Genomic DNA, 12,345 nt, shown 5'->3' with positions numbered 1-12,345 from the left:
CCCACGTGCTCATCGACACATACGGCCGAGTGGCAACCGACCTGCGGGTCTCGCTGACCGACCGGTGCAATCTGCGGTGCACCTACTGCATGCCCGAGGAAGGCCTGCAGTGGCTGGCCAAGCCGGACCTGCTCAGCGACGACGAGATCGTCCGCCTGATCCGCATCGCGGTCACCGACCTCGGCATCACCGACGTCCGCTTCACCGGCGGCGAGCCCCTGCTGCGGCCCGGCCTCGTCGGCATCGTCGAGCGGGTCGCCGCCCTGGAGAACCGCCCGAAGATGTCCCTGACGACGAACGGGATCGGGCTCAAGCGCACGGCAAAGGCGCTCAAGGAGGCGGGCCTCGACAGGGTCAACGTCTCGCTGGACACCCTCCGCCCCGACGTCTTCAAGACCCTCACCCGGCGCAACAGGCACCAGGACGTCATCGACGGCCTCGAAGCCGCGCGCGACGCGGGCCTGACCCCGGTGAAGGTCAACTCCGTCCTGATGCCGGGGCTGAACGAGGACGAGGCCCCGGACCTCCTCGCCTGGGCGGTCGAGCACGACTACGAGCTGCGCTTCATCGAGCAGATGCCGCTCGACGCCCAGCACGGCTGGAAGCGCGAGGGCATGATCACCGCGGGCGACATCCTGGCCTCGCTGCGTACGCGCTTCGAGCTGACGGAGGAAGGGGCCGGCGAGCGCGGATCGGCTCCCGCCGAGCGCTGGATCGTGGACGGGGGACCGCATCGCGTCGGCGTCATCGCCTCGGTGACCCGCCCGTTCTGCTCGGCCTGCGACCGCACGCGGCTCACGGCGGACGGCCAGGTCCGCACCTGCCTGTTCGCCACGGAGGAGACGGACCTGCGGGCGGCCCTGCGCTCCGACATGCCGGACGAGGAGCTGGCCGCGATCTGGAAGCGCGCCATGTGGGGCAAGAAGGCGGGCTCGGGCCTCGACGACCCCTCGTTCCTGCAGCCGGACCGCCCGATGTCGGCGATCGGCGGCTGAGGGGGCGAGGGCTCAGCCCTCGGTGTCCGGCGCTTCCCACTCCGCCAGCGCCACGACGTCCTTCAGGAACCCGCGCACGCCGAGGAACTTGGTCAGGTGCTCGCGGTGCTCGTCGCACGCCAGCCAGGTCTTGCGGCGCTCCGGCGTGTGCAGCTTCGGGTTGTTCCACGCGAGCACCCACACGGCGTCGGCGCGACAGCCCTTGGCCGAGCACTGGGGAGTTTCGGGCGACGGTCCGGAGAGGTTCGCGAGGTTCACGCGTCAACCTTAAACGCCCCGGAAATGGCGACGCCGAGCAGCCACGGGGGGAGCTGCCCGGCGTCGGTCCGTCGCTCCGACGGGGGATGCGGAGCGCTCACGCAGTATGTCACGCGGGACCCGCCGCCCGGCACCGGAACAACATGATTGATCTGAGCTTTTCTTGAGCTTTGTCGACCGCTTGCACGCCGGGCGCGGCCGTCGCTCAGGCCCGGTCCTCCGGGGCGGATTCCGCGGGGTCCGCGGCCGGTACCGGCGAGATCATGGGGCGCGAGGGCGCGGGCACGAAGGTCGACGGAAGCGAGGGGGCGTTCTCCCGGCCGGCGTTGGCGAAGACCACGGCGACGTAGGGGAGGAGCACGCCGAGCACCAGCGTCACGATGGCGACGTGCCGCTCCACGTTCCACAGCACGGCCGTGAGGATCACCGAAACGGTGCGGACCGACATCGAGATGATGTACCGGCGCTGCCGGCCACGGACATCGTCGGCGAGGCCCTGCCGGGCTCCCGTGATCCGGAAAACCTCTGCCCCACCGCTGTCCTTGCGCTTCCGCATCACATTCCACCACCCGCCAGCTCGCCGGACGCTCCCCGGACCGGACTGCGTCCACGGTACGCCCGGTATGCGTCGGCTACGAGACCGGGGCGGGCCTGATCCGGGAGCGTGGCCTGCGCTGTACCACGTACGGAGCCGTCCGACATGCGCCGTATGGCGTACGCGGCGAGACTGATCGCGTGGGCGGCCGCTGAGCGCCCCCGCACCGTGCGAGGAGGCAACGACATGAGCTGGTTGTGGGCGATCATCGTGGGCCTGGTGCTTGGCCTGATCGCGAAGGCGATCCTGCCGGGCAAGCAGCAGATCCCGCTCTGGCTGACGGTGGTCTTCGGCATCATCGGCAGCGTCCTGGGCAACTGGGCGGCCACGGGCATGGGAGTCAACGACACCAAGGGCATCGACTGGATCCGTCATCTGTTGCAGCTGATCGGAGCGGTGGTCGTGGTGGGCGTGGGCGACCGGTTGTGGGTGGCGCTGCGCGGAAACAAGAGCAAGGCCTAGAAGCGACAGCAAGGCCCAGAAGCGAGAGCGAGGCCCGGAAACGGGTGAAGGCCCGGCACCGCCTGAGTGGCGGGCCGGGCCTTCCGGGTGTGCGGGGCGGATGCGCGGGCGGGAACCCTACGCGCCCTTGACCTCCACGGCCGCGAGGTTCTTCTTGCCGCGCCGCAGCACCAGCCACCGGCCGTGCAGCAGCTCGTCCGCGCCGGGCACGAAGTCCTCGGCGGCGACCTTCACGTTGTTCACGTACGCGCCGCCCTCCTTCACCGTGCGGCGCGCGGCCGACTTGCTGGCCACGAGGCCGACCTCGGCGAACAGGTCGACGACCGGGCCGAGCTCGGTGATCTCGGCCTTCGGCAGCTCGGAGAGGGCCGCCGCGAGCGTCGCCTCGTCCAGGTCCGCCAGGTTCCCGTCGCCCTGGCCGAACAGCGCCTTCGACGCGGAGATCACGGCGGCCGTCCAGTCGGCGCCGTGCACCAGCGTCGTCAGCTCCTCGGCCAGCGCGCGCTGCGCGGCACGGGCCTGCGGCCGCTCCTCGGTCTGCGCCTCCAGCTCCTCCAGCTCCTCGCGGGACTTGAAGGACAGGATCCGCATGTACTTGGAGATGTCCCGGTCGTCCGTGTTCAGCCAGAATTGGTAGAACGCGTACGGCGTCGTCATCTCCGGGTCGAGCCAGATGGCGCCGCCCTCGGACTTGCCGAACTTGGTGCCGTCCGCCTTCACCATCAGCGGCGTCGCGATGCAGTGCGCCTGCGCTTCCGGCTCCAGGCGGTGGATCAGGTCGAGCCCGGCCGTGAGGTTGCCCCACTGGTCGGAGCCGCCCTGCTGGAGCGTGCAGCCGTAGCGGCGGTACAGCTCCAGGAAGTCCATGCCCTGGAGGAGCTGGTAGCTGAACTCCGTGTAGCTGATGCCCTCCTGGGACTCCAGGCGGCGGGCCACGGAGTCCTTGGTCAGCATCTTGTTGACCCGGAAGTGCTTGCCGATGTCCCGGAGGAACTCGATCGCGGACATGCCCGCGGTCCAGTCCAGGTTGTTCACCATCGTCGCCGCGTTCTCACCCTCGAAGTCGAGGAACGGCTCGATCTGCGAGCGCAGGCGGGCGACCCAGAGCTTGATCGTCTCCGGGTCGTTCAGCGTGCGCTCCGCCGTCGGGCGCGGGTCGCCGATCTGGCCCGTGGCCCCGCCCACCAGCGCGAGCGGGCGCAGGCCCGCGTGCTGGAGCCGGCGCATCGTGAGGACCTGCACCAGGTGCCCGACGTGCAGGGAGGCCGCGGTCGGGTCGAAGCCGCAATAGAACGTGACCGGACCGTCCGCGAGCGCCTTGCGCAGTGCGTCCTCGTCAGTGGACTGGGCCCACAGGCCACGCCACTTCAGGTCGTCGACGATGTCGGTCACGGTTCTGGTTCTCCTTGCTGCGTTTTCCCGGGGGGTGCCCCCGGACCCCCGGGTCTGCTGGAACCCTGCCAGTCTATGGGCGCCCACCGACAGTGCCGTACGGCCGCCGCATCGACGGCTCCGTACGACCTCGCCTCAGACGCCCTGGCTGACCGAGCTCATGTTGAAGTCCGGCACCCGCAGCGCGGGCATCGCGGCACGAGTGAACCAGTCCCCCCACTCCCTCGGCAGCGTCTTTTCCGTCCGCCCGGCCTCCGTGGCCCGGCCGAGCAGGCCGACCGGCGACTCGTTGAACCGGAAGTTGTTCACCTCGCCGACGACCTCGCCGTTCTCCACGAGGTACACGCCGTCCCGGGTGAGCCCGGTGAGCAGCAGCGTCGCCGGATCGACCTCGCGGATGTACCAGAGGCAGGTGAGCAGCAGGCCCCGCCCGGTCCCGGCGACCATCTCGTCGAGGGACTTCGCGCCGCCGCCGTCGAGGATCAGGTTGTCGATCGCGGGAGCGACGGGCTGTCCGGTGAGCGCGGCGCTGTGCCGGGTCGTCGTGAGGCGCGCGAGCTCCCCTGCGCGGATCCAGTCGGTGGCGCCGACGGGCAGCCCGTTGTCGAACACCGAAGAGGCGTCGCTGGAGGAGTGCGCGAGGACGAACGGCGCCGATTCGAGGCCCGGCTCGTGCGGGTCGCTGCGCAGGGTCAGCGGCAGCTCGCTGAGCCGTTCGCCCACCCGCGTACCGCCGCCGGGCCTGGAGAACACGGTGCGGCCCTCGGTCGCGTCCCGGGCCCCCGACGACCACATCTGGTAGATCAGCAGATCCGCCACGGCGGTCGGAGGCAGCAGCGTCTCGTACCGCCCGGCGGGCAGGTCGATGCGCCGCTCCGCCCACCCGAGCCGGGTGGCCAGCTCCGCGTCCATCGCGGCCGGGTCGACGTCCTTGAAGTCCCGCGTGGAGCGCCCCGCCCACGCGGACCGCTTGCGCCCGTGCGACTTGGCGTTCAGCTCAAGGGTGCCGTTGGGCTGGTCGTGCCGCAGCCGAAGACCCGCAGACGTACCGAGATAGCTGCTGGTCAGCTCGTGATTGGCGAACCCGTAGAGCTCGCGTCCACCGGCACGCGCGCGTGCGAACGCCTCGCCAAGGGCGGGCGCGAAGTCCGCGAAGACGGCGGACGAGGTCTCGGCGGGCGCCTGCGTGAAGTCGGGGGAGTGCGGTACGTCGCCGATCAGCGGCTGCGCGTCCTCGGCGGGCCCGGCCTTGGCGGCGGCCTCCTCGGCGGCGCGCACCAGCGGCTCCAGGTCGGCCGCCGTCACGGCAGCCCGGGACACGACGCCGGACGCCGTGCCCTCCTTGCCGTCGACCGTCGCGACGACGGTGAGGGTGCGCCCGCGCGTCACGCCGTTCGTGGTGAGCGCGTTGCCCGCCCAGCGGAGGTTGGCGGTGGAGGTCTCGTCGGCGATGACCACGCAGCCGTCCGCCCGCGACAGCTCCAGGGCGCGCTCGACGATCTCGTACGGCTTGGTCCCGGACGTGGCGCGGCTCATCGACCCGCCTCCTGAGTCGTGTTGAGGATGTTGACGCCCTTGAAGAGCGCGCTGGGGCAGCCGTGCGAGACGGACGCGACCTGGCCCGGCTGGGCCTTGCCGCAGTTGAAGGCGCCGCCGAGGACGTACGTCTGCGGGCCGCCGACCGCCGCCATGGAGCCCCAGAAGTCGGTCGTCGTCGCCTGGTACGCGAAGTCCCGCACCTGCCCGGCGAGCTTCCCGCCCCGGATCGCGTACGCGCGCTGCGCCGTGAACTGGAAGTTGTAGCGCTGCATGTCGATCGACCACGACCGGTCGCCGACCAGGTAGAGCCCCCGGTCGACCCCCGCGATCAGGTCCTCCGTGGGGAGCCCGCCCGGATCAGGCTGGAGCGACACATTGGCCATGCGCTGCACGGGGACATGGACGGGGGAGTCCGCGTACGCGCAGCCGTTGGAGCGCTCGAAGCCGGTCAACTTGGCGATGCGGCGGTCGAGTTGGTACCCGGCGAGCGTCCCGTCCTTCACCAGGTCCCAGGACTGCGCGGCCACCCCCTCGTCGTCGTACCCGATGGTGGCGAGCCCGTGCTCGGCGGTGCGGTCACCGGTCACGTTCATGATCTCGGAGCCGTACTTGAGCTTGCCGAGCTGGTCGAAGGTGGCGAAGGAGGTGCCCGCGTACGCCGCCTCGTAGCCGAGCGCGCGGTCGAGTTCGGTGGCGTGCCCGATGGACTCGTGGATCGTCAGCCAGAGGTTGGACGGGTCGACGACCAGGTCGTACGCGCCCGCCTTCACGCTCGGCGCGCGCATCTTCTCGGCCAGCAGTTCGGGGATCTCGGCGAGCTCCGCATCCCAGTCCCAGCCGGTCCCGGTGAGGTACTCCCAGCCGCGCCCCACCGGCGGCGCGATCGTGCGCATGGAGTCGAACTCGCCGCTGGAGTCGTCCACCGCGACCGCGGTCAGCTCCGGGTGCAGCCGCACGCGCTGCTGCGTCGTGACGGTCCCCGCGGTGTCCGCGTAGAACTTGTTCTCGTGAACGCAGTACAAGGAGGCGTCCACATGGGACACCCCGTCCGCCGAGAGCAGCCGCGCGCTCCAGTCGGCGAGCAGCCCGGCCCGCTCCTCCTCCGGCACGGTGAAGGGATCGATCTCGTACGAGGAGACCCAGGTCTTCTCCGCGTGCACCGGCTCGTCCGCCAGCTCCACGCGCTCGTCCGAGCCTGCCGCCTTGATGACCTGAGCGCTCAGCTTGGCCATCGCGACGGCCTGCGAGGCCACCTTCGCCGCACCGCCCATCGTCAGATCGACACCGGAGGCGAACCCCCAGGTCCCGCCGTGTACGACGCGCACGGCGTATCCCAGGTCGGTGATGTCCGACGACCCCGACGGCCTGGCGTCCCGCAGCCGCACCGAAGCGCCGCGCACCCGCTCGAGCCGGAAGTCCGCGTGCTCCGCTCCCAACGCGCGTGCGCGCGCGAGGGCGGCGTCGGCGAGTGCCCGTAGGGGCAGTGCGAGGAACGACTGATCGATCTCATGGGCCATGGGCGGCTTCCCCTTCTGTCACGGCACAGGCGGCGCGGTGCGTGTGAGTGAACCACGACACGTGCTGTCTGTGGGAACCCCACAGACAGCACCCCCTCGCCCTGTCGCCCCCGGATTCGGCACCCGGTGTCGCGGCCGGATAGGTTCAAGACGTACCTGACCGCCGAACGAAAGGGTGATCCGTTGAGCCGCTCGGTTCTCGTCACCGGGGGAAACCGGGGCATCGGCCTCGCCATCGCCCAGGCCTTCCTGGAGCAGGGCGACAAGGTGGCCTTCACCTACCGCTCCGGAGAGCCCCCCAAGGAGCTCGTCGACGCCGGCGCCCTCGCCGTCCGCTGCGACATCACGGACACCCAGCAGGTGGACGCCGCGTACAAGGAGATCGAGGAGAAGCACGGCAACGTCGAGGTCCTCGTCGCCAACGCCGGCGTCACCAAGGACCAGCTCCTCATGCGCATGTCCGAGGAGGACTTCGAGACCGTCCTCGACACCAACCTCACCGGCACCTTCCGGGTCGTGAAGCGCGCCAACCGCGGCATGCTGCGCGCCAAGAAGGGCCGCGTGGTCCTGATCTCCTCGGTCGTCGGGCTGCTCGGTTCGGCGGGGCAGGCGAACTACGCCGCCTCGAAGGCGGGCCTGGTCGGTTTCGCCCGCTCGCTCGCCCGTGAGCTAGGTTCGCGCAACATCACCTTCAACGTCGTCGCGCCCGGTTTCGTGGACACCGACATGACCCAGGCGCTCACCGACGAGCAGCGCCAGGGCATCGTGTCGCAGGTGCCGCTCGGCCGGTACGCGCAGGTCGAGGAGATTGCCTCAGTGGTGAAGTTCCTGACCTCCGACGACGCCGCGTACATCACTGGAGCCGTCATCCCGGTTGACGGCGGACTGGGAATGGGTCACTGAACCATGGCTGGAATCCTCGAGGGCAAGAAGATCCTCATCACCGGTGTGCTGATGGAGTCCTCCATCGCCTTCCACACCGCGAAGCTGGCCCAGGAGCAGGGTGCGGAGATCATCCTCACCGCCTGGCCGCGGCCGACGCTCACCGAGCGCATCGCCAAGAAGCTGCCGGAGCCCGACAAGGTCAAGGTCCTGGAGCTCGACGTCTCGAACGACGAGCACCTCGCCCGCCTGGAGGGCCAGGTCCGTGAGCAGCTCGGCGACCGTCTCGACGGCATCGTGCACTCCATCGGCTTCGCGCCGCAGGACGCCCTCGGCGGCAACTTCCTGAACACGCCGTTCGAGTCCGTCTCCACGGCCATGCACGTCTCCGCCTTCTCCCTGAAGTCGCTGACGACGGCGCTGCTGCCGCTGATGACCGAGGGCGGTTCCGTCGTCGGCCTGACCTTCGACGCCAAGTTCGCCTGGCCGCAGTACGACTGGATGGGCCCGGCCAAGGCCGCCCTGGAGGCCACCAGCCGCTACATGGCGCGCGACCTGGGCAAGCAGAACATCCGCTGCAACCTGGTCTCGGCGGGTCCGCTCGGCTCCATGGCCGCGAAGTCGATCCCGGGCTTCAGCGAGCTGGCGTCGGTGTGGGACTCCCGCTCCCCGCTGGAGTGGAAGCTCGAGGACCCGGAGCCGGCCGGCCGCGGCGTCGTCGCGCTGCTCTCGGACTGGTTCCCGAAGACGACGGGCGAGATCGTGCACGTCGACGGCGGTCTGCACGCCATCGGCGCCTGACATCTGGCTCACTCGTTCGGCCCACCGGCCGGGCGGGCCGTAGGGACCTCCACGCACGCTGGTGCGAGGAGGTCCCTACGTGCGTGTGCACCCCCGTTTCACCGCCGCCGTCGTCCTGCTCATATCGCTGCCCTACCTCGCCGCATGTGCCCCCGCGCAGGGGGCGACAGCCGAAAAGGGCGGCCACGCGCGCGTGGCCGACAAGAAGCGGGAGCGGTCCGGCGCGGCCTGCCGGGTCGACATCGACGGCGACCTCGTGAGCGCCATCTGCCACAACCCGTACCCGACGGTCGACCGCGTCGCCCTGCACATCGAGTGCGCGAAGTGGTGGGACATCGACACCGATTCACGCCCGAAGGCGGTGTTCCCGGCCGAGACGCTGCGGATGGACGGCCGGTGCTGGAAGAGCGTGCGGACCGCGTGGGTCAGTCACCACAAGACGGCACGCTGAGCCGGCCGGGGCGGCAGTCGAACGGATAGCGCGCGGCCTCCTTGGCGGCGGCCTCGGCGTCGCCGGCCCGGATCGCGTCGACGAGCGTCGCGTGGTCCATGTGGTTCTCCGCGGTGAGCTCCTCGCCCACGTCCTCGCGCAGCCAGTCCCGCATGACCTCGCCGAGGTCCGCGTACATCGCCGTCAGCACCTCGTTGTGGGACGCGGCCACCACGGCCAGGTGGAACGTCGCGTCCGCCGACACGAACGCCTCGGTGTCCCCGGACGACCAGGCGTCCTCGCGCCGTACAAGGAGCGCGTCGAGCTGCTTCAGGTCGCGCTCGGTGCGCCGCTCCGCCGCGAACTTCGCAGCGCTCGACTCCAGCGTGGCGCGCAGCTCCGCGATGTCCTGCGGGGCGGCCTCCGCGAACCGCCGCTGCATGACGCCCGCCAGCTCGCTCGTCGCCACGACGTACGTGCCCGAGCCCTGCCGGATGTCCAGGAGGCCGTTGTGCGCGAGCGCGCGGACCGCCTCCCGCACCGTGTTCCTGGCCACACCCAGCTGCTCCACGAGCTCGGGCTCCGTCGGGATCCGGGAGCCCACCGGCCACTCGCCCGAGGAGATCTGGGCGCGCAGGGCGGAGATGACCTGCTCGGACAGGGCCGAGCGCTGGGGAGAGGTCAGCGGCATGACGTTCCTTGGGTGGGGGACGTGCGGGGGAGAACCGATTGGACAGCCAATCATCCCATGATTCTAAGATGGCCTCATGGCTAGTGAGGAAACCCCGACGATGGCACCACCGAGCGCCGACCCCGAGACCCCCCTGCGGACCGAGCAGGCCGCCCCGCGCGCGTGGGTGGTCCGACTGGTCATGGTCGGCATCGTGCTCGCCGCGGTGAACCTGCGGCCCGCCATCACCAGCCTCGGCGCCCTCCTCGAAGAGGTCCGGGACGGGCTCGGGATGAGCGGCAGCGTCGCCGGACTGCTCACCTCCGTGCCCCCGCTCTGCTTCGCGATCTTCGGCGTGATGGCGCCCCGGCTCGCCAAGCGCTTCGGCCCGAGCGCCGTCGTCTGCGCCGGCATGTTCGCCATCGCCGTGGGCCTCGTCGTCCGCCCGTTCACCGGCGGCACCGCCGGCTTCCTCGTGGCCAGCGCACTCGGCCTGATGGGCATCGCGGTCAGCAACGTCCTGATGCCGGTCATCGTCAAGCGCTGGTTCCCCGACAAGGTCGGCACCATGACCGGCCTGTACTCGATGGCCCTCGCGCTCGGCACGTCCACCGCGGCCGCGGCGACGGTGCCGGTGACCTCGGCGCTCGGCGGAAGCTGGCAGGCCGGGCTCGCCGTGTGGGCGGTGGTGGCCGTCGCGGCCGCCCTGGCCTGGCTGCCGCTCGTCCGCAAGAAGGACACCACCACCCTGGCGGCCGCCGCGGCGCCCGCCGCCGAGACCACGACGGCCGCGGAGGGCACCGGTCTGCGCATCGCCCGCAGCCGTACCGCCTGGGCGCTCGCCGTCTTCTTCGGGCTCCAGGCCACGGCCGCGTACATCACGATGGGCTGGATGGCGCAGATCTTCCGCGACTCGGGTGTCTCCGCGTCCACCGCGGGCGTCCTGCTCGCCGTCACCATGGCGATGGGGATCCCGCTCGGCTTCGTCATCCCGCGGATGGCCGCCCGGCTGCCCAGCCAGGGCCCGATGGTGATCGCCCTCGGCCTGTGCGGTCTCGCCGGCTACGCGGGCCTGTACGTCGCCCCGGCCTCCGGCGCCTGGGCGTGGGCGATCCTCCTCGGCATCTCCAACTGCGCCTTCCCGCTCGCGCTGACCATGGTCGGCATGCGTGCCCGCACGGGCGCGGGCGTCGCCAAGCTGTCCGCCTTCGCGCAGTCCACCGGCTACCTGATCTCGATCCCCGGACCGCTGCTCGTCGGCGTCCTCTACCAGCACAGCGGCGGCTGGGGCGCGCCCATCGCGCTCATGGCCGCGCTGATGGTGCCGCAGATCGTGGTGGGCGTGTTCGCGGGTCGCAATCGCACCGTCGAGGACGAGGCGGACACGGCGCCCAAGGCGGCCCCGGCGTCCTGAGGGGCGGGGACAGGTGCGACACTTGGCGCATGTCGCCTGTGCTCGAGCCGAACCCCCAGAACGGCCAGAAGAAGCTGCTCCTCGTGCTCGGCGGGATGCTGGCCATCACCGTCGTCGTCGGCATCATCGCGTCCATCGCCGCACCGTAGGACCGGTCCCCGGGGGCGGGGTGGGGTTAACTCCACCATCCCCTAGGGGGCCAGTGTCAGGGTGAAGTGGGTGGATCACCGGATGGGACCGGGGCCCCCGGCTGCGTACCTTCGAAGTGTCGCCGAGATCGTCGGCACACCGGACGAAGCGCATACGGACCCAGGCCCCGGAGGCAGCAGCCATGTCGATGTCAGCCCCCACGTACACCCGGCCCCGCACGGCAGCCCCGGGTCGCGTCGACATCCGGCTGCCGTGGTGGGCGATCGTGCTCCCGGCCGTGGCCTTCGTGGCACTGCTCCTGCTGATCCTCAACCCGGCCGACGCCCAGGCCGCCTCCGGCGACCCGAGCATCGTGCAGATCCTGGCCCACGCCAGGGATCTGGTGCTCCCCTAGGGCCTGTCTTCGAACTCCCGTCGTCGCCCGAAGGGCGGCGTCGCGGCGTCTGGTGCGTGCGATCGCAAGGCGCCGGGAAGTCCTAGTAGCGGAGCTACTCGGGCTTTTCGGCAACGCCGCGAGCGTGCGTGCCAGACGCCGCGACGCAGACGGGAGTTTGAAGACGGGCCCTAGGTTCTGTACACCGTTCACTCATGCCGGGCGACCCCGTCAACTCCCTGCGCTCGGCCGAGGGTTTCATGCGAAGCTGGGACGCATGAGCGTCGCAGAACCCCGCAGGATTGTCCTTTTCCGGCATGCCAAGGCGGATTGGCCGCAGGTCTCCGATCATGAGCGGCCGCTCGCCGAGCGGGGCCGCAGGGATGCCCCCGTCGCCGGCCGCAAGCTGGCCGACGCAGGCATCACCTTCGACCTGGCCCTGTGCTCGACCGCCACGCGTACCCGTGAGACCTGGAAGCTCGCCGTTCAGGAGCTGCCGGAGCGACCGAAGACCGTGTACGAGGAGCGAATCTACGAGGCGTCGCCCGGCGAACTGATCGCGCTGCTGAACGAGACGCCGGACGACGTGCACGACGCCGTGCTGATCGGCCACAACCCCGGTGTGCAGGCCCTCTCCGAGATCCTCGCCGCGGAGGCCGAGGGCGACGCCCAGCAGCGGCTGAACCGGCGCGGCTTCCCGACCGCCGCGTTCTCCGTGCTCACGTTCACCGGACCGTGGAAGAGCCTGGAGCCCGGCACCGCCACGCTCGTCGACTACTGGGCGCCGAGCGAGTAACCGCCACCGCCCGTTCCGTCACACGTACGACGTGGGGCCCGGTACCGGTCACCGGTACCGGGCCCCACGCA

15 protein-coding genes are annotated in these 12,345 nt (G+C 70.8%); 9 read left to right on the top strand and 6 right to left on the bottom strand.

Features of this window, described 5'->3' with window-relative positions; genetic code table 11:
• Positions 1–5: 5 nt before the first annotated feature.
• Positions 6–995, top strand: a complete 990-nt coding sequence (moaA, locus tag ACFV9W_RS29525) for a GTP 3',8-cyclase MoaA (RefSeq protein WP_385766716.1) — start codon at positions 6–8, stop codon at positions 993–995.
• A 12-nt stretch (positions 996–1,007) separates the two neighbouring features.
• Here the strand turns inward: moaA and ACFV9W_RS29520 are convergent, their stop codons facing one another.
• Positions 1,008–1,253, bottom strand: a complete 246-nt coding sequence (locus ACFV9W_RS29520; RefSeq protein WP_385766714.1) for a hypothetical protein — start codon at positions 1,251–1,253, stop codon at positions 1,008–1,010.
• Positions 1,254–1,458: 205 nt separating this feature from the next.
• Entirely contained in the window at positions 1,459–1,809 is a 351-nt protein-coding gene (locus ACFV9W_RS29515) for a DUF3099 domain-containing protein (protein WP_385766711.1), read from the bottom strand.
• A gap of 225 nt (positions 1,810–2,034) precedes the next feature.
• Between ACFV9W_RS29515 and ACFV9W_RS29510 the strand changes: the two genes are divergently transcribed.
• A complete protein-coding gene (locus ACFV9W_RS29510; RefSeq protein ID WP_385766708.1) occupies positions 2,035–2,310 on the top strand; it encodes a GlsB/YeaQ/YmgE family stress response membrane protein in 276 nt (91 codons plus the stop codon).
• Between the two features lie 117 nt (positions 2,311–2,427).
• On the opposite strand, the gene tyrS is transcribed toward ACFV9W_RS29510, so the two are convergent.
• The 3 genes from tyrS to ACFV9W_RS29495 form a co-directional block, all read right to left on the bottom strand.
• Positions 2,428–3,702: a tyrosine--tRNA ligase gene (gene tyrS, locus ACFV9W_RS29505; protein WP_385766705.1), complete on the bottom strand. Its 1,275-nt coding sequence runs from the start codon at positions 3,700–3,702 to the stop codon at positions 2,428–2,430.
• A gap of 135 nt (positions 3,703–3,837) precedes the next feature.
• Complete coding sequence (locus ACFV9W_RS29500) at positions 3,838–5,238, bottom strand: metallopeptidase TldD-related protein (RefSeq protein WP_385766702.1); 1,401 nt, start codon at positions 5,236–5,238, stop codon at positions 3,838–3,840.
• A complete protein-coding gene (locus ACFV9W_RS29495; protein ID WP_385766699.1) occupies positions 5,235–6,758 on the bottom strand; it encodes a TldD/PmbA family protein in 1,524 nt (507 codons plus the stop codon). Before ACFV9W_RS29495 ends, ACFV9W_RS29500 begins: the two co-directional genes overlap by 4 nt.
• A gap of 183 nt (positions 6,759–6,941) precedes the next feature.
• Between ACFV9W_RS29495 and fabG the strand changes: the two genes are divergently transcribed.
• From fabG to ACFV9W_RS29480, 3 genes are all read left to right on the top strand, one after another.
• Positions 6,942–7,661 carry a 3-oxoacyl-[acyl-carrier-protein] reductase gene (fabG, locus tag ACFV9W_RS29490; protein ID WP_385766696.1) on the top strand — a complete coding sequence of 240 codons (720 nt, stop codon included), beginning with the start codon at positions 6,942–6,944 and terminating at the stop codon, positions 7,659–7,661.
• A 3-nt stretch (positions 7,662–7,664) separates the two neighbouring features.
• Complete coding sequence (gene fabI / locus ACFV9W_RS29485) at positions 7,665–8,441, top strand: enoyl-ACP reductase FabI (RefSeq protein ID WP_385766693.1); 777 nt, start codon at positions 7,665–7,667, stop codon at positions 8,439–8,441.
• A gap of 79 nt (positions 8,442–8,520) precedes the next feature.
• A complete protein-coding gene (locus ACFV9W_RS29480; RefSeq protein ID WP_385766691.1) occupies positions 8,521–8,892 on the top strand; it encodes a hypothetical protein in 372 nt (123 codons plus the stop codon).
• On the opposite strand, the gene ACFV9W_RS29475 is transcribed toward ACFV9W_RS29480, so the two are convergent.
• Positions 8,867–9,562 carry a FadR/GntR family transcriptional regulator gene (locus tag ACFV9W_RS29475; RefSeq protein WP_385766688.1) on the bottom strand — a complete coding sequence of 232 codons (696 nt, stop codon included), beginning with the start codon at positions 9,560–9,562 and terminating at the stop codon, positions 8,867–8,869. The genes ACFV9W_RS29480 and ACFV9W_RS29475 overlap by 26 nt on opposite strands.
• A 100-nt stretch (positions 9,563–9,662) precedes the next feature.
• Here ACFV9W_RS29475 and ACFV9W_RS29470 point away from each other — a divergent pair, with 100 nt between their 5' ends.
• The 4 genes from ACFV9W_RS29470 (at position 9,663) to ACFV9W_RS29455 (ending at position 12,274) form a co-directional block, all read left to right on the top strand.
• Complete coding sequence (locus tag ACFV9W_RS29470) at positions 9,663–10,955, top strand: CynX/NimT family MFS transporter (RefSeq protein WP_385766843.1); 1,293 nt, start codon at positions 9,663–9,665, stop codon at positions 10,953–10,955.
• Between the two features lie 38 nt (positions 10,956–10,993).
• Positions 10,994–11,104 (top strand): SGM_5486 family transporter-associated protein, encoded by a 111-nt coding sequence (locus tag ACFV9W_RS29465; protein ID WP_385766840.1) that lies wholly within the window; start codon positions 10,994–10,996, stop codon positions 11,102–11,104.
• Between the two features lie 188 nt (positions 11,105–11,292).
• Positions 11,293–11,499 carry a hypothetical protein gene (locus ACFV9W_RS29460; RefSeq protein WP_385766837.1) on the top strand — a complete coding sequence of 69 codons (207 nt, stop codon included), beginning with the start codon at positions 11,293–11,295 and terminating at the stop codon, positions 11,497–11,499.
• Between the two features lie 256 nt (positions 11,500–11,755).
• Entirely contained in the window at positions 11,756–12,274 is a 519-nt protein-coding gene (locus ACFV9W_RS29455; protein ID WP_385766686.1) for a SixA phosphatase family protein, read from the top strand.
• The last annotated feature ends 71 nt before the right edge of the window (positions 12,275–12,345 follow it).

The sequence above is a fragment of the Streptomyces sp. NPDC059897 genome, assembly GCF_042730865.1.
Taxonomy (GTDB): domain Bacteria; phylum Actinomycetota; class Actinomycetes; order Streptomycetales; family Streptomycetaceae; genus Streptomyces.
This window is presented reverse-complemented; position numbering and strand designations above follow the sequence as displayed.